General features: G+C 36.9%; 20 protein-coding genes. 8 read left to right on the top strand and 12 right to left on the bottom strand.

Annotated elements, in window-relative coordinates; genetic code table 11:
* Positions 1 to 46 precede the first annotated feature (46 nt).
* The 3 genes from AC0L7T_RS27315 to AC0L7T_RS27305 are packed head-to-tail and all read right to left on the bottom strand — an operon-like array spanning position 47 to position 2743.
* The gene (locus AC0L7T_RS27315; protein ID WP_473339938.1) at positions 47 to 1147 is read right to left on the bottom strand and encodes a bile acid:sodium symporter family protein; all 1101 of its coding nucleotides are present in this window, start codon (positions 1145 to 1147) and stop codon (positions 47 to 49) included.
* A 6-nt stretch (positions 1148 to 1153) separates the two neighbouring features.
* A complete protein-coding gene (locus AC0L7T_RS27310; protein WP_473339936.1) occupies positions 1154 to 2236 on the bottom strand; it encodes a bile acid:sodium symporter family protein in 1083 nt (360 codons plus the stop codon).
* A gap of 39 nt (positions 2237 to 2275) precedes the next feature.
* Positions 2276 to 2743 carry a RidA family protein gene (locus AC0L7T_RS27305; RefSeq protein WP_473339934.1) on the bottom strand — a complete coding sequence of 156 codons (468 nt, stop codon included), beginning with the start codon at positions 2741 to 2743 and terminating at the stop codon, positions 2276 to 2278.
* 555 nt (positions 2744 to 3298) lie between these two features.
* Here AC0L7T_RS27305 and AC0L7T_RS27300 point away from each other — a divergent pair.
* The 3 genes from AC0L7T_RS27300 (at position 3299) to AC0L7T_RS27290 (ending at position 7639) form a co-directional block, all read left to right on the top strand.
* The gene (locus AC0L7T_RS27300; RefSeq protein ID WP_473339932.1) at positions 3299 to 4135 is read left to right on the top strand and encodes an SMP-30/gluconolactonase/LRE family protein; all 837 of its coding nucleotides are present in this window, start codon (positions 3299 to 3301) and stop codon (positions 4133 to 4135) included.
* 30 nt (positions 4136 to 4165) lie between these two features.
* Complete coding sequence (locus AC0L7T_RS27295; protein ID WP_473339930.1) at positions 4166 to 6430, top strand: PAS domain-containing sensor histidine kinase; 2265 nt, start codon at positions 4166 to 4168, stop codon at positions 6428 to 6430.
* Between the two features lie 168 nt (positions 6431 to 6598).
* Positions 6599 to 7639 (top strand): PAS domain S-box protein, encoded by a 1041-nt coding sequence (locus tag AC0L7T_RS27290; protein WP_473339928.1) that lies wholly within the window; start codon positions 6599 to 6601, stop codon positions 7637 to 7639.
* 70 nt (positions 7640 to 7709) lie between these two features.
* Here the strand turns inward: AC0L7T_RS27290 and rffA are convergent, their stop codons facing one another.
* The 9 genes from rffA to cmk form a co-directional block, all read right to left on the bottom strand.
* A complete protein-coding gene (rffA, locus tag AC0L7T_RS27285; RefSeq protein WP_473339926.1) occupies positions 7710 to 8840 on the bottom strand; it encodes a dTDP-4-amino-4,6-dideoxygalactose transaminase in 1131 nt (376 codons plus the stop codon).
* 1 nt (position 8841) lies between these two features.
* Entirely contained in the window at positions 8842 to 9462 is a 621-nt protein-coding gene (locus tag AC0L7T_RS27280; RefSeq protein WP_473339924.1) for a DUF502 domain-containing protein, read from the bottom strand.
* Between the two features lie 104 nt (positions 9463 to 9566).
* The gene (nqrE, locus tag AC0L7T_RS27275; RefSeq protein ID WP_473339922.1) at positions 9567 to 10178 is read right to left on the bottom strand and encodes an NADH:ubiquinone reductase (Na(+)-transporting) subunit E; all 612 of its coding nucleotides are present in this window, start codon (positions 10176 to 10178) and stop codon (positions 9567 to 9569) included.
* A 13-nt stretch (positions 10179 to 10191) separates the two neighbouring features.
* A complete protein-coding gene (locus tag AC0L7T_RS27270; protein ID WP_473339920.1) occupies positions 10192 to 10875 on the bottom strand; it encodes an NADH:ubiquinone reductase (Na(+)-transporting) subunit D in 684 nt (227 codons plus the stop codon).
* A 27-nt stretch (positions 10876 to 10902) separates the two neighbouring features.
* Positions 10903 to 11670, bottom strand: coding sequence for an NADH:ubiquinone reductase (Na(+)-transporting) subunit C (gene nqrC / locus AC0L7T_RS27265; protein ID WP_473339919.1), 768 nt, complete (start codon positions 11668 to 11670; stop codon positions 10903 to 10905).
* Entirely contained in the window at positions 11657 to 12859 is a 1203-nt protein-coding gene (locus tag AC0L7T_RS27260) for an NADH:ubiquinone reductase (Na(+)-transporting) subunit B (RefSeq protein WP_473339917.1), read from the bottom strand. Before AC0L7T_RS27260 ends, nqrC begins: the two co-directional genes overlap by 14 nt.
* Positions 12860 to 12862: 3 nt before the next feature.
* Positions 12863 to 14224: a Na(+)-translocating NADH-quinone reductase subunit A gene (locus AC0L7T_RS27255; RefSeq protein ID WP_473339915.1), complete on the bottom strand. Its 1362-nt coding sequence runs from the start codon at positions 14222 to 14224 to the stop codon at positions 12863 to 12865.
* A 131-nt stretch (positions 14225 to 14355) separates the two neighbouring features.
* Positions 14356 to 15258: a 4-hydroxy-3-methylbut-2-enyl diphosphate reductase gene (locus AC0L7T_RS27250; RefSeq protein ID WP_473339913.1), complete on the bottom strand. Its 903-nt coding sequence runs from the start codon at positions 15256 to 15258 to the stop codon at positions 14356 to 14358.
* 4 nt (positions 15259 to 15262) lie between these two features.
* Positions 15263 to 15940, bottom strand: coding sequence for a (d)CMP kinase (cmk, locus tag AC0L7T_RS27245; RefSeq protein WP_473339912.1), 678 nt, complete (start codon positions 15938 to 15940; stop codon positions 15263 to 15265).
* Positions 15941 to 16099: 159 nt separating this feature from the next.
* Between cmk and ade the strand changes: the two genes are divergently transcribed.
* From ade to AC0L7T_RS27220, 5 genes are all read left to right on the top strand, one after another.
* Complete coding sequence (gene ade / locus AC0L7T_RS27240) at positions 16100 to 17734, top strand: adenine deaminase (protein WP_473339910.1); 1635 nt, start codon at positions 16100 to 16102, stop codon at positions 17732 to 17734.
* A 73-nt stretch (positions 17735 to 17807) separates the two neighbouring features.
* Positions 17808 to 19088 carry a sensor histidine kinase gene (locus tag AC0L7T_RS27235; protein ID WP_473339909.1) on the top strand — a complete coding sequence of 427 codons (1281 nt, stop codon included), beginning with the start codon at positions 17808 to 17810 and terminating at the stop codon, positions 19086 to 19088.
* Between the two features lie 970 nt (positions 19089 to 20058).
* On the top strand, positions 20059 to 20982 hold the full coding sequence (locus AC0L7T_RS27230; protein WP_473339908.1) for a sensor histidine kinase: 924 nt from the start codon (positions 20059 to 20061) through the stop codon (positions 20980 to 20982).
* A 442-nt stretch (positions 20983 to 21424) separates the two neighbouring features.
* Positions 21425 to 22744: a sensor histidine kinase gene (locus AC0L7T_RS27225; RefSeq protein WP_473339906.1), complete on the top strand. Its 1320-nt coding sequence runs from the start codon at positions 21425 to 21427 to the stop codon at positions 22742 to 22744.
* A gap of 931 nt (positions 22745 to 23675) precedes the next feature.
* On the top strand, positions 23676 to 24869 hold the full coding sequence (locus AC0L7T_RS27220; protein WP_473339905.1) for a sensor histidine kinase: 1194 nt from the start codon (positions 23676 to 23678) through the stop codon (positions 24867 to 24869).
* The last annotated feature ends 487 nt before the right edge of the window (positions 24870 to 25356 follow it).

Here is a 25356-nt window from a genome sequence, read left to right as displayed (position 1 = left end):
TATTTGTAATGGAATGGCTATTGTCATGGGTAACAATAGAGAAAAGCTAAAGCGGCTTTTTTTCTTTTGGTTTGGGATCGTTTTTGTGCCAGTAGGAAGCGAGTACGGATCCGGTAATATTCATAATGATGCTAAAGACCGCAGGAGCCAAACCTACGGTGGCTAATTTACCCATTTCCTTGGCGAGTGCACCAGCCATTCCTCCATTTTGAAGCCCAACTTCTAGTGCGATGGTTCTGGAATCTCTTTCATCAAGGCCCAAAACTTTGCTTGCGGAATATCCAAGAAGGTAGCCCACGATATTGTGGAGGAGTACCAATCCTAGTAAAATAAATCCAATATCCATTAAATTGTCCCGTCCTGATGCAGTGATGAGAACGATTACAATGGCTACAACAACCATTGAAAGAGTAGGCATTACTTTTTGGAGAAAGCTTATTCTATTTCGGAAGAGGTGGTTAACCAATAAGCCGGCGCCAATGGGTATAATGACCATTTTGACGATGCTCCACATCATCACCCCGACATTAATTTCGATCATTGAACCTGCGAGCCATTTCATCAGAAATGGGGTAGCAAAAGGCGCCAATAAAGTTGACAATGCGGTGATTGTTATTGACAATGCAAGGTTGGCTTTGGCCAGGTAACTGATTACATTTGAGGCCACGCCACTAGGTGAGCAGCCTACCAAAATGATACCAGCAGCAATTTCTACAGGCAAACCACTATAGTGGGCAATGGCCCATCCTGATAGGGGCATCAAGGTCAATTGGCACACCAGGCCAATAAATACACCTTTGGGATTTTTGCCAATTTGAACAAAATCCTTCACCGCCATTGCGGTACCCATTCCAAACATGATGAATTGAATGAGCGGGGTAATCAATTGACTAAGGGCATAACCTTTATAAGAAATAAAAGGTTGGGGATAGTAAAGAGCCAAAGTAGCGGCACCGAATATCATCACCGTATAGGTGTAGCCCTTAAGTTTTTTATTTAAGTTAAAAGCGATGCCTACCAATACCATAAATCCTATCAGGAATGGACCTGATGGTCCGTAATTTCCTGATAGGATCAGGTAGATGTAAAGTATTAGTAGCAGTATTGCTGATAGCAATAACAGCCGAAATAGAACTTGCTTTTTCAAAAGTTACTATTCTTTTATTGGCTTTCTATGCCAATAAGAGGCAAGTACGGATCCGGTAATGTTCATTAATGGGCCGAAGACGGCAGGAGCCAAACCTATGGTGGCAAGTTTACCCATTTCCTTGGCAAGGCCCGAGGCCAGTCCACCATTTTGCATGCCTACTTCTAAAGCGACAGTACGTGCATCTCTTTCCGAAAGTCCCAGCCACTTGCTGATCCAAAATCCAAGATTGTATCCCATTACATTATGGATAAATACCAGAACAATTAGCATACCTCCGATGTCCAACAAGCTATCCCTACCTGCTGCAGTAATAACAACGATAATTATACCTATTCCCGCCATTGATACGATTGGCATTGCCTCATCCAGCCATTTGGCTTTACCACTGAGCAACTTGTTGAAAATGAGTCCAGCTCCAATTGGGATGATGACCATTTTGATAATGCTCCACATCATGTCCAGAACATCTATCTCCACAAATTGACCAGCCAATAACTTCATTAACAATGGCGTTAAAAAGGGTGCTAAAAGCGTAGAAATGGCAGTAATAGTAATCGATAATGCCAAATTCGCCTTGGCCAGGTAGCTCATTACATTAGATGCAAGACCACTTGGTGAGCAACCAATTAAAATCAATCCTGCGGCAATTTCTGCGGGAAAATCACTTATACTGGCCAGGATAAATCCCGTAATAGGCATGATGGTAAATTGACTCAATAAGCCAATAAATACCCCTTTAGGCATTTTTATCACACCTGCAAAATCTTTAAAAGCCATTGATGTTCCCATACCAAACATAATTATTTGGATAAGGGGAGTGATCAAGTTACTGTACGAATAGCCTTTATACTCCACAAAATATTCAGGGTAGTACATGGCTGCAGTAACACCTGCAAAAATCATGGTTGTGTAGGTAAAGCCTTTGAGTTTTTCGAAACCTCTAAAACCAATACCCATTAATACAAAAAATAGGATGAGAGGTATTGCCGCATGCTCAATATTGCCGGGAATAATAAATATTAAAGCTAAGAGCAGGCACAAAAGGCCTGCTCCAATAATTGATTTGAAAATCTTTTCTTTTTTCAAGGTAAATCGGGTTAACGGGTTATAAGCTTGATTTGGCCTTTAAATGTAAGCAATACAATCCATTTCCACTAAAGAGTCTCCTGGTACACCTCCATAAGTCGCAACGGTGGTCCTAACTGGGGGCTTACTACCAAATCTTCCTCTAAACACTTCATTCATTCCTTTATAATCGCTCAAGTCATGCAGATAAACATTTACTTTAAGCACTTTATCCATAGAACTACCGGCTTTTTTGAGTTCTTTTTCCAATTCCTTCAAAACATGATCAGTATGGGCTTTAATATCGCCATCAAAGTGGGCTCCTTTACCTGCGATATAAACAGTATTTCCTTGTTTGGTGGCACCAGAAAATAATGGTACATCCTGCTCTTCTACAATGCTGAATGCTTCTTTTTCAGCGTTTTGTGATTCAGTAGTATTGGCTTTTGCTATGGCACTTATTCCTGCCACTCCTGCAAGTGAAGCAAATATTTTTTTAATCGTATTTCTTCTTTTCATCTTTTCCATGATTGTAGATATAGGTTTAGTATTCGTTTTGTGTACATTGAATATATAGGAATATTATTTTTTCTCCAAATGTAATGGGATGAACACAGGCGATAACTTTTTTAGCGGACTTAAACGATGAATGAGAAGCAGGCGTATGGCTGGCTGAAACAATCCATTATTTGGTAGTAGGGAGCTATTTTGACTTCGCTTTGTATACTGTATTTATTGGCTTTATCTTTAGATAGAGGTAGGTCAGGGCTGCTTTTTCAGGCGACATTAAAGGAAAATTATGGATTAGACGATATTTCAAAAGCCCTTTTATTCGAGTGATGATCATTAAAAATTGTCATGGATAAAACACTTTTTTGTATCAAAAAATAAATATATTCGCATGAAATCTAATTAATTTTACTCGAATTCTTGTAATCATAGAATAATACATATATTTTTATTTTTAACCTATACTTAGAAATGGTAAAAAGTCATATTAATCATTGGTTCTTTGTGCTTATAATAGTCTGTGCAGGATCCTGTTCATCCAAATCATCTGAAACTGAAACTGAAATTAAGGAAATGAGTAGTGTAGATACATTGTATAAAAGCCAGTCTTTTACTTCTAATGGTGAGTTTACGGGGGGTATAGAAGGTCCAGCGGTTGACAAAAATGGCGTGCTTTATGTTGTTAATTTTGAGAAGCAAGGGACTATTGGTAAGGTAACACCTGATGGCAAAGCGTCGCTATTTGTCACCCTACCCGAAGGCAGTACTGGAAATGGTATTCGTTTCAATAGTAAGGGAGAGATGTTGATTGCTGATTATACAGGTCATAATGTACTTAAAGTGGACATGGAATCTTTAGCCATTTCTGTTTATGCCCATCATGATGAATTGAATCAGCCAAATGACATTGCCATAATGGACAATGACATTGTATTTGCCAGTGACCCGGATTGGAAAAATAGCAAAGGCCAAATTTGGAGAGTAGGACTTGATGGGAAGTTTGTACTTTTGGAAACTGATATGGGAACGACCAACGGAATCGAAGTGAGTCCTGATAACAAAACACTCTATGTAAATGAATCTGTTCAACGCACTGTTTGGGCTTATGATTTGAATGATGAGGGTGAAATCTCAAACAAAAGATTGATTCATACTTTTGAAGATTTTGGTATGGATGGCATGAGAGTGGATACCGATGGAGACCTATATGTGACAAGACACGGTAAGGGTACGGTGGCAAAGTTGTCCCCAAAGGGAGACTTACTTAAGGAAATTAAAATGACTGGCGATAAACCATCCAATATTGCATTTGGCGGACCAGATGGTAAAAGGGCATATGTTACGTTGCAAGACAATGGAAATATTGATACTTTTTTAGTTGAAAAGCCTGGAAGAGCCTTTGTCAAATAATTAACCCTTTTTTACTAGTAAAAATGTGAAATGCTAGCTTATGAAGCAGATAATCATTGGTCATCTGAAGTAATGAAACATTGTGATATAGCTGCCTGGGAAATTGACTCAGGTAGCCTCACGATGAAATTTTCTTCTTTTGGCCAAAAAAATTTTAATATTAGGAATACTGATTCAATTGCTCTCTCAGCTTTTTTAGAGATGGTTCAGTCACCTTATAGGAAGGTGCTTGCAAGTCATTTTAATAGGCTTATAAATGAAAAGGAGGCATTTTTTGATACAATATACCTTAATGACGAGACGTGCATTAGAATTAAAGGGCGCACAATTAATGAAGGAAAAAAGGTACGATATATTGGTACCGCTGAAGGCATTTATTCTGCCAATGATCAAAGGATTCAAAAGCCAGTAATAGAGGGAATTTCTGGTGCCAATTCCAGGTTTTTATTTGAATCCCACCCTATGCCCATTTTTATTTGGGACTGTGAAACGCTAAAAATAGTAGATTGTAATAAGCTAACAACATTAAAATATGCTTATTCTAAAGAGGAGTTTTTGAATTTAACAATAAAGGATCTCTGGGCAGATAAAGAGGTTTCATCGATGGACTATCTTGTTTCTTCAGATGCCTCAAAAGGCAATGGAGAGCAAGGACGGATTTGCAAGCACATTACGAAAACCGGAGAACTTTTTTATGCTAAGATTTACGGGCAAAATATAATCATTGAAGGTAGAAATTATTCCATAATAAGGATAACGGATTCTACAGATCAAATAGAGGCTGAAGAACAGTTATTGAAAAGCGTAAAGGAACTTTCCGAATATAGATTTGCACTGGATGAATCCTGCTTGGTGATGATCCTAAATCAAAGTAAGAAAGTCGACTACCTAAACCTTAAATTTCAAGATATTTCGGGATTTCAATCACAGGAATTAATTGGAAGTTTTCCTAAAGCCCTGTACGAGGAAAATGAAGGGCTTAAAGAATGTCTGACTGCTGTATCCAAAGGAAAAATCTGGAGGGGAGAACTTAAGGGCATTAAAAAGCAGGGAGGTGTTTTTTGGGTTGACACGGTAATTACACCATTTAATGACAATAAGGGGAACACTTACCAGTACATTTGGATAGGTTATGACATTACTGAGAAGAAACAAGCGGAGGAATCGCTTTTTAAAGAGCGGTATTTGTTAAGAACTATAATTGACAATTTGCCTATACATATTTATGTAAAAAATATTGATGGTAAACATATCATTAACAATAAATATCAATATCAGAACTTTCTTGGAGCTAAATCAGAAGAGGTAACTCTCGGGAAAACCGTGTTTGATTATTTTCCCCGTAAAGTAGCTGAAAAGATGACTGAAGTGGACCGCCAAATAATTGAGGGGGGACAATCTGTCATGAATATGGAAGAATGCTATCATAATACAGATGGCAAATTGGTTTGGTTACTTACCAATAAAGTCGCCCTTAGAGATGCCTCAAATAAAGTTATTGGATTAGTAGGCATGACTAAAGATGTGACGGATAGGAAAAATGAGGAAGCCAATCTAAAGAATTTGAATCAGGAGTTGATCAAGAAGGCAATGGAGCTTGAGCAGTCCAATGAAGAACTTGAGCAGTTTGCTTACATTGCCTCGCATGATTTGCAGGAGCCTTTACGTATGATTACAGGTTTTTTGAGCCTTCTGGAAAAAAATTATTCTGATGCTCTGGATGAGAGAGGAAAGAAATACATGTACTTTGTTGTGGATGGAGCTACTCGCATGAGGGCCATTATCATGGATTTATTGACCTATTCCAGGGTAGGGAAAATAGAAGAAAAAGTTAAGGAGACGGATCTTGCAGAAGTGGTTTCAAATGTATTAAACCTCCAACAAACCTTGATTTCGCAAATGGGAGCTGAAATAAAAGTTGGCCCACTTCCACGATTACGCATTCCAGTTTCCCCCATCCATCAGGTCTTTCATAACCTGATAAACAATTCCCTTAAATATATAGCGGATGGGAAAAGTCCTAAAATTTATATTTCAGCGAAAGAAAAAGATACGTTTTGGGAGTTTTCTGTAAAAGACAATGGGATTGGAATTCCGAAGGGTTTACAGGATAGGGTTTTTATTTTGTTTACCAGGCTTCATTCCAAGAGCAAATATTCTGGCACTGGAATAGGCTTGGCCATGTGTAAAAAAATCATTGAGAACTTAGGGGGAAGTATTGGTTTTCAATCAAAAGAAGGGGAAGGGACTACCTTTTATTTTACTGTTCCCAAGGTTCTTTCGAAAATTTCGTAAATTTGAGAAATGGAAAATTGAAATTCAATTTCAGTTTTCTTGATAGATAAGAAGCACATTGATTGTATTTATTATAAGAATTGGCGTAATTAATAAGGTTATTAATTTTAGGTAGTTAAAATTTAATTAAGGGCTTTATCTGAAAATATTTTTAGAGAGAATTTGACGATGGATCAGGAAGGGTATCATTTATTATTGGTTGAGGATAATTTGGGCGATGTTTTTTTAATTGAAGAATACCTTCATGAGAAAATCCTGAACCTCAAGCTTACCGTCACAAATACTTTTGAGGAAGCCCAAAAGAAACTAACAGATAAGGACCTTCGTTTTGATGGTATAATTTTAGATTTGACTTTACCTGATTTGCAAGGTGAAGCCTTGATTTTAAAAATCAAGGAACTCGCTGGTGATACAAGTATCGTAGTCCTTACAGGCTATTCCAATATAGAATTTGGCATGAAATCGCTTTCTTTGGGCGTGTCAGATTACTTATTGAAAGATGAGTTATCACCTACTTCTCTTTACAAAAGTATTATATATAGCATTGGAAGAAGTCGGATTTCGAAACAACTGAAACATTCTGAATTGAAGTACAAAGAGTTGTTTCATCTCAGTCCTCAGCCGATGTATCTTTATAACCTTTTGACCCTAGAGTTTATGGATGTCAATAAGGCAGCTATCGATCATTATGGCTATAGCAAAGAGGAATTTTTACAAATGGATCTTAAGCATATTCGGCCAGAACTTGAAATACCAAGACTGGAAAGAATGATCAACAGTATCAGGGCTGGAAAAGTTGGAACTGGTCCCAAAATATTTACCCACCAAAAGAAGAATGGTGAGATTATAACTGTGGAGATTAAAAGTAGTTTAATTGACCACGAAGGGGTAAAGGCAGAGGTAGTGCTGGCAAATGACATCACTGAGCGAATGCAATACATCAAAGCAATAGAAGACCAGAATAAACGATTACAAGAAATTGCCTGGATGCAATCACATGTAGTGAGGGCTCCATTGGCACGGTTGATGAGTTTAGTAATGGCTGAGGAAACGTTAGAGGAAGATTTCGGAAAGGAAAATTACCGAAAAATGATAATGGATTCTGCTGAGGAACTTGATGAAATCATTAGGGATATAGTGAAGAAGACAGATAAGGTAAGCTTAGAGGCCAAAATGAAAGAAAAATACGACAAAAGTTCCGAGATATAAAAGTACTATCGCCAGTCTTTCATTTTAAAAACCTTACTTTTTCCCGTATAGTCAAATCCGGATTATATTTTTAGATGCTGATCAGGTTTTTCAAATTTTCAGTGTCCAGACTTGCGTACAGCGGAAACCTAATTAATCTCTCACTGTATTTATCAGCCTGTATTAAATGCTGTCTTTGACTGGGTAGTGCTAAATTGTAAGGACTGGTATGAAGGCTTTGATAATGAAATACAGCCAAAACACCTCTTTGCCTTAGGTAACTTAGTAGTGCATCTCGTTGCTTCAAGCTTTTTGTAAGCCCATAAAACAAATGAAAATTAGGAATGGCATGGTTGGGGATTTTCATCCAGTCCAGGTCGAAATGATCCAATAGGTTTGGCAAATTATTGTTGTGCCAATTCCAGATGCTCTTTCGCTTTTCCTGAATATCATCCATTTGCTCAAGCTGTGCCCATAGCCATGCGGCATTAATTTCCGATGGCGCATAAGCACTACCAAGTCTTACCCATTCGTATTTAATTCTTTCCCCACGATTAAAAGCTTTTTTGTTGGTACCCCTGTTCCATACTTCGTCAGCCTTTTCTATAAAGGTGGTATCATTGATCACCAGCATTCCACCCTCTCCACAGCTGATGTTTTTGGTTTCGTGAAAGGAAAAAGTAGCAAACTGGCCAAAAGTACCCAATGGTTTTTGTTTTTTATCAATGCCCATATAGAAACTGTCAATTGCAGCTGCTGCATCCTCAATCAGGTATAAATTGTACCTCTTGGTAATTTCTGTAAGCAACTCCATGTCACAGGCAATCCCGCCATAATGAACGGCTACTATTGCCCTTGTTTTATCAGTGATCAAATGCTCGATGTGATGTTCATTTATCCCAGGGTAATCTGGCCTGCTATCGGCAAATACAATCTTACAACCCCTAAGTGCAAAAGCATTGGCTGTACTCACATAGGTATAGCTGGGGACGATCACCTCATCTCCTGGTTTAAGATCCATCAACAATGCAGCCATTTCTAATGCCTGGGTACAAGAGTGCGTTAGGTAGGCTTTCCCAAACCCATATTTCTTTTCAAAAAACAGCTGGCAGTTATTGGTGTATTTCCCATCAGCAGCCAACTTGCCCTCTTTACATGCATCCTGAATGTACTGCCATTCATTTCCTGTCGAAAAAGGGCTGTTAAAAGGAATGGTAAACATATTAAATACCGTCTTTAGGCGGAAAAGGCATTTCTTCCACTTTATGTGTTTTGGGATTTTTGTAATAATGCAAGTCAGATACTCCACCAGAAACAATGAACTTCATGACCTCGGTGCTGTTGACATTGTATAATCTCTCCACATTTTTTCTAGGAACCAAATACAAGTTGCCACTAAAATTGTAGGAGTGAGGAAAGTAGACAGCAACCAATTCGTCTTGTCCGATCACTTTTAAATCGTCTTGCGTCATAAAACCCAATCTGGACATATTGTCGGAAAGTTTCACGACAATAGGGGTATTAAATTTCTTCTTATCGCCTACAAAGGCTGACATGAGGTCCTTAATACTTGTGTATAGAATATTTACCAGGGGTATTTTAAATACTAGCTTTTCTAACTCTTCAAAAATTGATTTTGTAATAAAAATACTTGTTAGGTAGCCAACGAGGGTAATAAAGACGAGCATCACCACTATACCGAGGCCAGGAATATTGACTGGAATGATATTGTCTAGAAATTGAACAGTGATGATAATAATGTATGCCGTCAAAAAGAAGGGAACTACAAATAAAAGGCCCCTTAGGAAATACCCTAAAATTCGTTTTGAAGTGAAATTTGACATCTCAAATTGGGTTAGTTTTAATTTATTCTAAAAGCCAAAAAACCCTGCTCACCAAAAAGAGAACAGGGTTTTATTAATTATCGTAATTGAATATTAACCTATTGTTATAAATCAATACCCATAAAAGACATAAATGCGATTCCCATGAGACCTGTTATCAGCATGGTAATGCCAAGCCCTTTAAGGCCATTTGGAACATTAGAGTATTTCAACTTCTCTCGGATGGCTGCTAAAGCTACAATTGCAAGGAAAAATCCAGTTCCTGAACCAAAGCCATAAACGGTTGCTTCAGCAAGCGTATAATCTCTTTGAGCCATGAAAAGTGATCCACCCAAGATAGCGCAGTTTACTGCAATAAGAGGGAGGAAAATACCCAAGGCACCATATAAGGCAGGCGCAAATTTTTCCACAACCATTTCAACCAACTGTACCATGGCTGCAATGATGGCAATAAACATGATGAATCGAAGGAAAGTAAGGTCTATAGTGGCAAAAGATTCACCAAGAAATGACAGCGCACCTTCTTTCAATACAAATTCATTCAATAACCAGTTAAGAGGTACTGTAATTGTTAATACGAAAATAACAGCAGCTCCCAGACCTAAGGCCGTACTTACTTTTTTGGATACAGCCAAGAAAGAACACATACCCAGGAAGTAGGCAAATACCATATTGTCAATAAAAATTGACCTAATTGCTAAACTAAATAATTCCATTGTTCCTGATTTATTAATGTTCTACATATCCTGTTTTGGATCTTTGGACCCAAATCAACAATCCCAAAATAATAAAAGCACCTACTGGCGAAACCATAAGGCCATTGGTAGCAAGATTGAAGTCCTCTCCGAATAAACCCGAGACATAATCAAAAACGGGGATACCAAAAATTGCACCTGAGCCCCATAATTCTCTAAAGAAAGCGACTGTAAGGATGATCCAGGAATAACCCAAGGCACTTCCAAATCCATCTAAGATTGAATCGTAAGGTTTGTTACCCAGTGCAAAAGCTTCTAAACGTCCCATTACTATACAGTTGGTAATGATTAGGCCTACAAAAACGGATAATTCCTTGTACATATCGTAAGCAAATGCCTTCAATACTTCATTTACCAGAGTTACCAAGGTTGCTACTACTGCCAGTTGAACAATGATTCTTACCCTCCCAGGTATTTTATTTCTAAGTAGGGAAATGGTCAGGTTAGACATAACTACCACAAAAATAACCGACAAGGCCATTACCAGGGTAGGTTGCATCTGCGTTGTTACCGCCAAGGCTGAACATATTCCCAATACCTGAATGGTAATAGGGTTATCGTCCACCAAGGGATCAGTAATTAGCTTTTTTCTCCTTTTGGAGAACATAGGCTCTGCATCCTTTACTATTATTGCTTTTTCAGCGGTTTCTGTACTCATAATTTCTTTGTATTGAAATTTTCACAATTAATTCATAGCCACTTTTGAACTACCCTCTTTCTTTTTGTCCATGTAGGACTGATAATAATTCAGGTAGTTTTTAAGCATTTTATTGACACCATTTCCGGTAATGGTTGCACCAGACATGCCATCAATTTTGTGAGGGTCGTTGGAATAATCTTTGCCTTCACCTTTTTGCATGGATACGGATACAAGCTCGCCATCTTCATTGTAGATGGTTTTGTTTTTGTACCTCTGTTGAACATCCAAAGAAGTAATCCTTGCGCCCAATCCTGGGGTTTCCCCTGCATGTGAAAAGGTAACACCTTCTATGGTGTCCATATCCGTTTTCAAGGCTACATATCCCCAAATTTTATCCCAAAGTCCACTTCCGTAAACAGGGAGTACATAGGCGATAGCAGCGTCTTCACTTCCTTCTTCAAGGTAAATAAATACTGGAAATAACCTTTCTTCAGGTTCTTTTTTATAATTCTTACCTACGTCTACTGTTTCAGCGGTAATTTTTACACCATCCTGCTCTTGGACTTCTTCGCCATCAATGTTTACTACAGTAGAAGATATTCTGCTTGCGTAGTATTGATTGACTTCTTCAGGTTTCATCTCAGCTATTTTATCCGCGGGCAAAACCGCACCGAGAATCTGCTTTTTGGTGTCAAGTTCCTCAGCTTTCTTTTGGATAGGTTTTAATAACTCAGAAGTGCCTGATAATAATAAACCCAAAACTACGGTCAAAATGACCGAAAATGTAATGATATAAGCGTTAGACTGTTGCACGTTGTAACCTCCTTTTCTTGTTTGCTTTAACTACATAATAATCAATTAGCGGTGCAAATACATTCATAAATAACACTGCTAACATAATGCCTTCAGGATAGGCCGGGTTAGTTACCCGAATAATAATCGTGAGGACACCTATAAGTAAACCATAAATCCATTTTCCTGATTCCGTTTGTGCGGCAGAAACTGGATCCGTAGCCATAAATACTATTCCGAATGCTACACCTCCCATTACCAAATGATAATGTGCAGGCATGGCCATAAATTCATTTACTGCCAATAGTTGCATTACTGCAGCCATTAAATATGCTCCAGCAAAACCACTTACAATTATTTTCCAACTCGCTACTCCTGTAAACAATAAGATAGCCGCTCCAATCAATACCATTAATGTGGATGTTTCGCCAATTGAACCAGGGATAAATCCCATAAACATGTTTTGAAAGCTAAACATATTGTCCATCAATGCTGCGTTGTGACTGGCAAGATTGGCTACGGCATTTACGCCGTCTTGTCCTGATTGGTAAGCTACTGCAAGTGCCGTTGCTCCTGAAAAGCCATCTACAGGCATTTTGTCTCCCAAATAGGTCCAAACCTGGTCACCAGAAATTTGTGCAGGATAGGCAAAGTACAAAAATGCTCTAGCGGTCATCGCAACATTCAGGATATTCATTCCAGTACCTCCGAAAACTTCCTTCGCAATAACAACTGCAAAGACCGTAGCCAAAGCCACTTGCCATAGAGGAGTAGTTGCAGGCACTATTAAAGGTATTAACATACCAGTTACAAGGAAGCCTTCGTTAATCGGATGCTTCCGTATTACTGCAAATACCGCTTCCACTATTCCTCCTGCAGTGTACGCTACCAATACTATTGGTAAAACTAAAGTCAAACCTAAAACAAACTTGTCTCCAAATGTTCCTGCTTCGCCTACCGCTAAGTAGTGCATGTGCCCGGTATTGTATATACCAAACAACAAACATGGAATCATTGCAATAACCACTGTGATCATCATCCTTTTCAGGTCGATGGCGTCCTTTACTTGCGCTCCTTTGGCAGCTGTAGTATGATTCGGTGAAAACATAAACGTTTCGCCGGCTTCGTACAGGTAATAAAGGTTCTCCAATTTTCCTCCCTTTTGGAATAAGGGTTTCTGTTTATCCAACAGATCTCGTAAAAACTTCATATTTTAACTGTATTGAATAAGTTCTATACCTTTTCTAATTAATTGCTGAACGGGGTGTTTGGAAACATCTACAAATTCACACAACGCAAGATCCTCTTCTACAACTTCGTAAATTCCGAGCTCTTCCATGTCATCAAAATCTTCGGCCATGATGGCTTTTAGCAGATAGACAGGATAAATATCCATTGGTGTGACCTTTTCAAAAACGCCTGTTTGCACAAATGCTCTAGGTTCCCCTCTAACATTGGAATCCAATTCATATTCCTTCTTTGGGAATAGGAAAGACAATAAACCTAGCGCTTTGTGAAAGCTTAGCTTATCTGTTGTAGGCTTCATCCAACCAAGAAATTCATAATAGTCCCCTTCAGGGATTATTGTTAACTGATGTTGATAGAAACCCAGGTAGCCATCATTGTTTATTTTTTCTCCAGTAAGAACATTTCCAGAAACAACCCTTATGTGGTTGGTTTTGGTATTTCCTGTTACGTAGCTGTCTACACAACTTCCAATATAGGTTTGTGCGTAAGATGGATTTTTTACTTCAGAGCCACTGATGGCTATTAATTTTGAAGCGTCATAGATTCCATTGATAAAAAGTTTGCCAATTTGGATTACACCATAAGGATTTATTGTCCAAACAACTTCGCCTTTATTGATAGGTGCAACGTGATGGATTTGTACGCCTACATTTCCAGAAGGGTGGGGGCCTGAAAAGTTAGTCGTTTCAACACCTTCGATGGATGCCAATTCAACAGATTTGTCATCGGAAGACAAACCCAAATAAACCTTGCCTTTTGTAAGTTTTTTTAAGGCATCTATTCCTGCTTGAAAATAGTTGCTTTGCCCTTTTAGTGTGAAATTATAATCTGGGGCCAAAGGATGCGTGTCGAATCCTGAAATAAAGATGGCGCGCGGGGAATCATCCGGATTAGCTACCACTCCATAAGGCCTTTGTATTATTTGGGGCCAAACACCTGAAGCAGTAAGTTTGTCTATAATGGTCTCCTTGCTTGCTGATTTAATTTCTGAGGAAGTGAATTTCTCAAAGTTTTCAAAATTAATTTCTCCGTCAGCTAGGATTTTTATTTCCAATAATTTTCTTTTATCTCCTCGTTTTATTTCAACGATTTCTCCAGATACAGGTGCAACATACATCACCTTTTCCAGTTTTTTATCAATTAAAATAGGAGTGCCTGCCTTTACCGTATCACCTTCTTTTACAAGGACCTTAGGTCGCTGCATTCCGATGAAATCTGTGGGCTTGATGGCAAAGGTTTTGACAGGTTGGTAATCACCGACTTTTTTTTCGGCTTTACCAATCAGGCGTATATCAAACCCTTTTTTAAGCTTGACTTGTTTTGACATATTTATTTTTTGAAACTATTTGATCCTATGAAAAACGCCTCAAATCTAATAAATTACATTAGTTATTAGAAGATAATTCGGCGATTATTTACCTATTTTTATGTATAAAACCCAATTAGCAGGGCTGCTTCTCAAATGATTGCCTTAATACTGTTTTTATCCAGAGATAAAATATGATCTTTTACCTGATCCATCAGCCACATTGGAGTGGATGTAGCCCCACAAATACCAATTTTATCTTCTGGGTTTAGCCATTCCAGGTTTATTTCAGTTTCATTTTCTACGAAGAAACTTCTACTATTGGTGTTTTTACAGACTTGATAAAGCGCTTTACCGTTTGAGCTCTTTTTTCCAGCTACAAAGACAATTACATCGTTGTCCTCAGAGAATTTCTGTAGTTGTGGCTCTCTATTAGATACCTGCCGACAGATAGAATCATTGGCATTGAAATCCATATCATTCAAAATGCCTTTTGCCTCCTTAATTTTTTCTTCAATTTTGGCTTTCAACGCATAAAAACCTTTGGTGCTCTTGGTGGTCTGGCTAAAAAGCGTGACTGGCCTGGAAAAGTCAATTTGGTCTAAATCGTCATCATCCATTACTACAATTGCTTTTTCAAGCGTCTGTCCAGTTAATCCAATCACCTCAGCATGACCCTTTTTGCCATAAATGACAATTTGACCATTTTGATTTTCCATTTTATCAAAAGCGCTTTTAACACGGTGCTGTAGTTTTAAAACTACAGGGCAGGAGGCATCAATTAGTTCAATATTGTTTTTTATGGCTGTCCTATAGGTTTCTGGAGGTTCACCATGAGCCCTGATCAGGACTTTGCAATCATGTAAATCCTCCAATTTATCCCTGTCAATAACCACAAGGCCTTTATGACTTAGGCGATTGACCTCCATGGCATTGTGCACGATGTCGCCCAGGCAATAAAGTTTAGCACTACTCTCCATCTCATCCTCAGCCATTTTAATGGCGTATTCTACGCCAAAACAATATCCGGAATTCTTATCTATAGTAACTTCCATAAAATTAGTTCATTCTCTCCTTAGCCAATTCAATTATTTTTGAGACCTGATCCTTAAATTCAAGATAACTGGTGTCAATTTCAATGGCGTTCAATGCTTTTTTTAACGGGCTTACAGCTCTTCCTGAATCGAATGCATCCCTGGATTCCAGGTTTTCCTTAACAATGTCCAAGCTTATTCTTTCCCCTCTCTCCAAGAGTTCTTTCTGTCTTCTTTCGGCACGAATAGTGGCGTCAGCAGTCATGAAAATTTTCAGTTCTGCTTCCGGAAAAACGACGGTACCAATGTCACGACCATCCATAACTATTCCTTTATCAACACCCATTCTCTGCTGAATGGCTACCATCGCTGCGCGAACATCTGCCAATGCGCTCACTTCACTCACATGTGAAGAGACAGTCATACCCCTAATTTCAGCTTCAATATTTTCACCATTCATGAAAATCTCCTGTATTCCTTTTGCTTCATTGAAATGAAAGGTGATTTTTATGTCCTTAAGGGCTTTTATGATGTCTTCTGAATTAGTAAGATCTGTGTTTTGTCTTAAAAAATAAAGGGTAACTGCCCTATACATGGCGCCAGAATCCAAATAGGTATATTGCAAGCCTTTTGCTACTGCTTTAGCTGTAGTACTTTTTCCGCATCCAGAATACCCATCGATGGCAATGATAATTTTTTTCATCAAAGAAAAATGAAATTGCTTACTGCTTTCCTTTTCAGATGCAAATATAGTATATTTATGACTATTCTTGGCAGGAAGCTTTATTTGAATTGTTTTTTTATTCCCTTTGAAGATACTGTTGCCCAGAAAAAGTAATAGTCATTTAAACTTTTAGGAAGGATGTCAATAACTTTTAAAGTTGAGGGGAAATTTGTAGACATAGAAAATCGGAAAATTGTTCCTGTTGAAATTCAGGTTTCTAAAGGTAAAATAAGAAGTATTGCAGAAATAAGTGCTGCGCCTGATTTATTTATTCTTCCGGGCTTTATAGATGCACATGTTCATATTGAATCCTCATTACTTATACCTTCAGAATTTGCTCGGCTTGCCTCCCTTCACGGAACAGTTGCCACTGTTTCTGACCCACATGAAATCGCTAATGTTTGTGGGCTTGAAGGGGTGAACTTCATGATTGAGAATGGAAATCAAACACCATTTAAATTTTTCTTTGGTGCTCCGTCATGTGTTCCTGCTACGCAATTTGAGACCGCAGGTGCTAATATTGACAGTTCAGAAACGGAAAAGCTCCTGAGGAGAAAAGACATTTATTATTTGGCTGAAATGATGAATTGGCCAGGAGTGCTTGCTGGAGACGAGGAGGTAAAGAAAAAAATTGAATGGGCAAAAAGATTCAATAAACCAGTAGATGGGCACGCACCAGGGCTTTCAGGAGAAAAGGCAGTCCAATACATTGATGCAGGAATCTCTACAGACCATGAATGCGTATCATTGGAAGAAGCCCGTAACAAGGCCAATCATGGAATGAAAATTATCATTAGAGAAGGAAGTGCTGCCAAGAATTTTGATGCGCTAATAGACTTGATTGATGAGTTTCCTGATCAAATTATGTTTTGCTCTGATGATAAACATCCAGATAGTTTATTGGATGGCCATATTAATCAACTGGCGGCTCGTGCCATAAGCAAAGGTAAAGACCTCTTTAATGTGCTTCAGGCTTGCTGTATTGCCCCGGTACGTCATTATGGCCTGGATGTAGGCTTACTTAAAGTCAATGATGCTGCCGATTTTATATTGGTTGATGATTTGATAAACTTCAAGGCGTTTGAAACTTATATCTCTGGTGAGTTGGTGGCCAAGGAAGGAAAGACAAAAATGCTTTCGGTAAACTGTGCACCCATCAATAACTTTAATGCATCCTATGTGACAGCGGAGGATTTTGAACTTCTCCATGAAGGGGGAATGGCAAAAGTAATTCAAGTTCATGATTCACAATTGATCACAACAAGCATTCAAACAGAAGTGCCTTCAGTCAATGGTAAAGTAAGCACTGATATCGAAAATGATATCCTCAAAATTGCAGTTATAAACAGGTACCAACCCAATATAAAGCCAGCAGTTGCTTTGGTGAAAAATTTTGGTTTAAAAAACGGCGCAATTGGTTCTTCAGTGGCGCATGATTCACACAATATTATCATAGTTGGTACCAATGATGAGCTTATGGGAAGGGCTGCAAACCTAATCATCAAAAGCAATGGTGGCTTGTCAGCTGTTAGCCTTGAGAAGGATAGCCTCTTAAAACTGCCTGTCGGAGGCTTAATGAGTAATGAAGATGGTTTTTCGGTGGCGAGAGAGTATATTGAAATTGATAAGGTGGCTAAAGGACTGGGTAGTTCACTGCAATCCCCCTATATGACCTTAAGCTTTATGGCTTTATTGGTAATTCCTCAGCTCAAATTAAGTGATAAAGGATTATTTAATGGGGAGTCGTTTTCGTTCACAAAGGTTTTTGGTTAGGGTAGCGGAATTTATTTAATAACTTATTTTGAGAGTGAATTATTGGGTGAAAATTAAAAGGCAAAGTAGGAATTTGTTCTACTGGGATGGTAATCCATCTATGGAAGTTCAGATTTATAATGCGCTTTTGGTAATTATTTTTTTCATCGGCATTGTCTTTACTGTCTCAAACCTATTTTTAGGCAATTATGCATTGGTTTGGTCAAGTTCGATAGCGGTAATTTTACTGTCAATTTGTTTTTATTTATTAAGAGTCAAAAATGCTTATAAATTGGCATTCTACCTCTCAAGTGTGGGGAGCTATCCTCTTTTATCCTATGCTTTTTTTTACAATGATGGCATCAATGGACCTAATTTTTATATGTTTTTACTGGTTCATTTAATTATCCTCAGCATTTTAAAATTGAAGTTTCATTATATTTGGACTTCCATAAACATGTTGTTTTTTATTGGTCTTTTCTACATAGGTCTTTACCATGAAGAATGGATTCCGAAAAATTATGCGAGCAAAGAGGCTATTTTTTTAGACCATGGCCTTACTTATTTGGTCTCACTTCTTGGGATTTCTATATTGATAAATAGCATAAAGCGATTTTATGCGGTGGAAAAGAATAAAGTAAAAGAAAAGACTATTGAATTGACCCAGATAAATCGTAGCCTTAAAAAAACAAGTGCGCAGAAAGACAATATCATCACAATTATTTCCCATGATCTTAAAAATCCTCTTCAATCTATCATTCAAACTTTAGAGTTAATGGATTCGGGAGACCTCACAGAAGAGGAAAATAAATACCTGCGCATGGAACTGTTAAAAACCACCAACAGGACCTACCAAATGATGGAAAATATTTTGGAATGGTCGTCTTTCGAAATTAAAAATGTGGCTGGGCGAGAAAAAAAGATTCAGATAAAAGAACTCGTTGAAGATACTGTAGATATATTGAAGGTGATTGCGAAACAAAAAAGCATTGAACTTCAGGTCAATTACCAGAAAAACCCTATGGTTTTTCTTGAAACAGATCGGCTGTTACTTATTTTTAGAAACCTTGTACAGAACGCAATCAAATTCACCCCCTCAGGAGGACTTGTCATTATCGATCTTAATTGTTTAAATGAACAGTTTATACTCGAAATAACGGACAATGGAATTGGTATATCGCCAGATCGATTAAAAAACATTTTTGAGCAAGATATAAAATCTACCTACGGAACAGAACTGGAGAAAGGTACTGGTATGGGGCTTCACTTGTGTTTTCAAAGTGCACACAAGTTAAATGGTGAGTTAAAAGTAAATAGCACAGAAGGCGTTGGCTCAAGTTTTAAACTCGTCATTCCTACTGGAATTAATAAATAAGTTTTCTTTTAAGATTTTTGGTACAGTTCATTCATATTTGACTTATTTCAGCTGAATAGGATCAATGTCGCTATCCTATTTGCTAGAATATGCCATTGAATAGGTATCGCTTATTTTCAGGCTTATTGTTTATGATAACCACACTGTCGTTTTCTTCGAATAGACGATCATTTTCGCACTGTGTAGTTCTAAGATGCTTGCCCTCATGGTAAATGCCACAAAACTAAAGCAATGAAAATCCCCCACATAGGAATATATTGGTCGTCGAAATCAGAGGATGGGATACTTTTGTTACCCACGATGATTATTTCCAATTAAAATTAAATGTAATCGGAATAATGACCATTCCTTATTGTTTTGCAATGGTTAAAAGTTAAATTGAAGTGGTAAAATGGCTTAGGGTCTGAGTGGATCACAATAATTACCGTTCAATTCTTAATTTTTATGGCATATTTGGTTATTCCTCGCCACTACCTTTTAGTGAGACTGATTAGATGGGAAGTTGTTTAAGGTCACAAGTTTTCATGAAAAATGAGTGAAAGCTATTTAATAATATACCCTGATAGTGAATAATTGGAGCAAAATAAAAGAGCGAAGTAGGCATTTGTTCTATTGGGAGGGAAACCCTTCAATGGAGGTACAGATTTTTAATGCCCTGTTGGTAATTGTTATTTTAAACAGTCTTGTATTATCTATTTTATTCATTTTTTTAGCCAACTATTTACTTTTATGGGCTACCATAATACCTGGGTTTTGTCTTGCAGGATGTTTGTATTTATTAAGAGTAAAAAATGCCTATCGAACGTCATTTTACCTGGCAAGTTTTAGTTGCTACCCACTATTAGTGTATGGATTTTTAAATAATAATGGCATTAATGGGCCTATCTTCTATGCGTTCTTAATGGTTCATATAATTCTTCTAAGTATTTTAAAAGTAAAGTTTCATTATATATGGACGATAATAAATTTTTTGATTTTTTTAGGCCTTTTCTACATTGGTCTTTACCATGAGGAATGGATAGTAGAAAACTATTCTACCAACGAATCGATTTTTTTAGACCATGGCATTAACTATGGGGTCTCCCTTATCGGGATTTCAGTATTGATGAATAGTTTAAAAAGATTTTATGATAATCAAAGAAATAAGGTAAAGGAACAAACAGTTTCTTTAATTCAGACCAACAGTAGCTTGAAAAAGACCAGTGCTCAAAAGGATAGAATCATTACCATAATTTCACATGATCTTAAAAATCCCTTGCAATCGATTATTCAAACCTTAGAGTTGGTAAATTCCGGAGCGCTTACCACAGAAGAAGTCAAATTTCTTAATGAAGAATTGTTAAATACAACCAACAGAACTTTTCAAATGATGGAGAATATTTTGGAATGGTCTTCTTTTGAATTGAAAAATGAAGCTTCTCAGATAAAAAAAATCCTGATAAAAGACCTGATAGACGACACTTTAGAAATTTTAAAGGTAATTGCCAAACAGAAAGAGATTTCCATAAAGGTCAATTACAAAATGAACCCATTGGTTAATATAGAAACAGACCGCTTATTGCTTATTTTTAGGAATCTTGTTCAGAATGCGATCAAATTCACTTCCTCAGGTGGACAAGTTACCGTAAATATTGATTGTAAGGAAGAAGAGCTAATACTTGAAATAAAGGATACTGGGATTGGAATATCTTCTGATAGATTAAAAACTATTTTTGAGCAAGATATAAAATCTACCTACGGAACAGAGCAAGAGAAAGGAACAGGAATGGGGCTTCACCTGTGTTTTCAAAGTGCCCATAAGCTCAACGGAACTTTGGATGTTGAAAGTACAGAGGGAGTAGGGTCAAAATTTAAACTCGTCATTCCGACAGGTATAACAAAACCTATTTCATGAATGTGCTCCCTGGAGTTTAAAAGAGCATTGCACTTATTAATTCCAGCTGTGCATCTTTACAAGGATACCTCATTTGCTTGATTAGTCTCTCAAATATTAATACCAATGAAAGCCTTCCTCACAGCAGCAAGCATAATCTTCTGAGGCAGTGGATGTTTGTCCGATGCTTGCTAATTGATTAATTTAATCGTAAGATTATATAAGGGTGGAATAAAGGACAATATTGATGGTTTTCCGAAGGCTAAAGGTTATATTAAAATTTACGGCGTGGCTAATGGGCTAGCTTCAGCTTACGATTACCGCTTTGGTCTTTAATTTTTATAGTATTACTGGTTATTCCCCGGCACTAACTGAAGTGGTTAATGTCAATTGATGGGGAAGTCTATTACGTTTACAGAAGTATTCAGCTAAAGTAAAGGGATTTAGTTAACAACTTATTTTTATGTTGAATTATTGGGTAAAAATTAAAAAGCTAAGTAAGAATTTGTTCTACTGGGATGGTAATCCATCTATGGAAGTTCAGATTTACAATGCGTTGCTGGTAATTGTTATTTTTATCTGCATTGTTTTTAGCATTTTAAATCTGATTTTAGGCAACTATGAACTGGTATGGTCAAGTATTACAGCAATTTTTATTCTTGCATTTTGTTTTTATTTGTTAAGGGTGAAGAATGCTTATTTATTGGCATTTTATCTTTCAAGTATAAGTAGCTATCCACTTTTAGCGTATGCATTTTTTAATAATGAGGGCATTCATGGACCTAATTTTTATATGTTTTTAGTGGTTCATTTAATTTTCCTTAGCATTTTAAATGTGAAAGTCCATTTGCTGTGGACTGTAATTAATATGTCGTTTTTTCTAGTTCTTTTCTATATTGGTCTTTATCACGAGGAATTGATACCAGAAAACAATCCAAGCAATGAAGCAATCTTTTTAGATCAGAGCCTTACCTATGGGGTTTCCCTTGTTGGAATTTCCATTTTGATAAATAGCATAAAGCGATTTTATGCCATTCAAAAAGACAAGGTGAAGCAACAAACGATAGCACTAATTAAAGTAAACAAAAGCTTGAGCCAAACCAGTAACAAAAAGGACAAAATAATCACGATTATATCCCATGATCTAAAAAACCCACTTCAATCGATCATACAGACCCTTGAGCTAATAAATTCTGGCGAACTTTCAGATGAGGAGGCGAAATATCTTCGTCAGGAATTGTTAGAAACCACGAATAGGACCTACCAAATGATGGAGAATATTTTGGAGTGGTCGTCTTTTGAAATAAAAAATGCGGCTGGGCGAGAAAAAAAGATGTTGGTAAAAGACCTCTTAGATGATACCGTGGAAATATTGAGGGTGATTGCCAAACAAAAAAACATTCAACTGAAGGTCATTTACCACAAAAATCCTATGGTTTATATTGAAACAGATAGGCTACTACTTATTTTCAGGAACCTTATTCAGAATGCGATCAAATTTACCCCCATAGGTGGACAAGTTACCGTTGATATTAATTGCAAGGAAGAACAGCTAATACTTGAAATAACGGACACAGGGATTGGAATCTCTTCTGATCGATTAAAAACTATTTTTGAGCAAGATATAAAATCCACCTATGGAACAGAACAAGAGAAAGGAACAGGAATGGGACTTCACCTATGTTTCCAAAGTGCGCATAAGCTTAGTGGGCAATTGAGTGTGAAAAGTAAAGAGGGAGTAGGTTCAAGTTTCAAACTTATCATTCCAACAGGAATTGTTTGACCTGAAGTATCCATTAAAAAAGATACAACATGCTGAAATCGCATGAAAATCAATGGTCGGTGATTTTAACTTAAACATAGTGGCGTCAGTGCTTAGCCAATTTTAAAACAGCTTGATTTCTTTGAGAATGAATGACTTTTAATGGAGTAGGGTAAACCCTAGCGTATCATTCCATCTAACTCTTTATAATTTAATATTAATTTCTATAAATTCCAGAAAATCAAATGGAGTGAAATTTTTGTGGCCACGGGTGATGCCTGTGGTTCTGTAATTGCACATTAAATGATTTTTTCGGATTGTAGTTTTATTGTATGCAACAAGGCTTACAAAATCTCAACATATGTCAGATACCAGACTATTTATTTTTCTATATCCTCGAATCCGGGGTTTAATTTTTCCATGTCTGTTAAGAGATGCTTGCTCACCTGAAAAATACTTCAGAACTCTAGTAAATGATATATTGCTCTACATCCGTAAAAGTTAGTAATTCAAAACAGTGAAGGTTAATCATTGCTATTATATGATGCGATTGGCCTCAAATATTCACTTAATAACGTATTAATGAACGATTTTAATGGATTTTCCCTTGGAAGAGATTATATTGAAGTTGATAAAAAAGCAACGGAGCTGGAGTGCTTAATACTAGTGCCCTTTAGGACCTTACATTTTATGGCATTGTTGGTTATTTCCCATCTCTACTTAAGCGATAATGTTTAATGAATGGGGAGTTTTATATATTCTTCAAATTATTTTTTCTTGTGTAAAGGTAAATACTTAATAATATATTTTGATAGAGCGCTATTGGACGAAAATTAGAAAATTAAGTAAGAGTTTGTTCTACTGGGAGGGAAACCCTTCCATGGAAGTACAGATTTATAATGCTCTTCTGGTAATCACAATTTTCAGTTGCCTAATATTCGTTGTTTTAAACTTGGTTTTATCCAACTTTATATTGGTTTGGGCGAGCTTAGGTGCTGCCTTATTTCTCGTAGGATGTTTTTATTTATTAAGGGTAAAAAATGCCTATAAAATATCCTTTATTCTGGCCATTACAATTAGTTATCCTGCTTTTGCCTATAGTTTTTTAAACCATGCAGGCATTTATGGGCCAACATTTTATATGTTATTACTTGTCCATTTAATCGTCCACAGTATCGTTAGATTAAAGTATCATTATTTTTGGAGTGTGTTAAATGCATTGTTTTTTTTAGGTCTTTATTATATTGGTCTTTATCATGAAGAATTGATATCACATAATTACACGAGCAAAGATGCCAATTTTGCTGACCATGCTTTTACCTACATTGTAGCCATAATAGGCTTTACCTTATTGATAAATAGTGTAAGGCGATTTTATGAAAATCAAAGAAATAAAGTGAAAGAACAGACGATTGCTTTGGTCCAGACCAACAGTAGTTTGCGAAAGACAAGTGCTCAAAAGGACAGGATCATTACCATTATTTCACATGATCTAAAAAACCCCTTACAATCGATTATTCAAACGTTGGAGTTGGTAAATACCGGAGAGCTAACCCCAGAAGAAGTCAAGTTCCTGCATGAAGAATTGATTAATACGACCAATAGAACTTTTCAAATGATGGAAAATATTTTGGAATGGTCCTCTTTTGAACTGAAAAATGAAGCTTCTCAAACAAAAAAAATCCTGATTAAAGACCTTATCGACGACACGGTAGAAATTTTGAAAGTAATTGCCAAACAGAAAAAGATAACCATTGAAGTCAATTACCTTAAAAACCCGTTGGTTAATATAGAAACAGACAGGTTATTGCTTATTTTTAGAAATTTAGTACAAAATGCAATTAAATTTACTCCTGCAGATGGATTAATTAAAATCACAATTAATAGCGAAGATGATTTCGTTATACTTGAGGTGTCAGACAATGGAATAGGCATTTCCCCAGATAGGTTGAAACGTATTTTTGATCAAGATATTAAATCTACCTATGGAACGGAACAAGAAAAGGGTACCGGCATGGGACTCCATTTATGCAATCAGAGTGCACATAAACTTAGTGGAACTTTAGAAGTTAAAAGCACTGAGGGTGTAGGTTCGAGGTTTAAACTCATCATTCCCGATGGTCTTAATAAATTTGCCTCCATTTGAGGAAAATGATTGCTCCATATGGAATGGTTTTTTGTAAATTTGGGACATACTTTAGCATTTGTACCATGACATTAATTTTTAGGCCTTTTTCACACCGTATATTTCAGTTTTTTGTTTTTCACTGGTAATTATAAATCTTATTTAACACCATTACTTCTATTCTTAAATTCTCAGCATAAAACTACCTTTTTAGAAAAAAAATTAATGAAAGCGAATGAAAATCAACTTTATAGCAGCGGAAATTTTTATCCAAGGCTGTCGTCGCTGGTTTGCTATTAGCCAATAGGGCAATTCAATGTAGCATTTCCATAATAGGGAAAAATGAGAAATACTGATGGTTTTTTGGAGACTAAAGATTATATTGAAAATGATTAATTTGAGGGGAAAGTGTTTGGGGATTTATAACAGTCAACCTTTTAAATTTTAAGTATAATTAATGCCCAAATCAGGTGAAAAAGGAATATTTGATGGGCGTCATTTACATATA

The sequence above is a fragment of the Cyclobacterium sp. 10D3-21 genome, from assembly GCF_055809755.1.
Note: the sequence above shows the minus strand (reverse complement) of the source record. Positions and strands in the feature narration are given on the sequence as shown.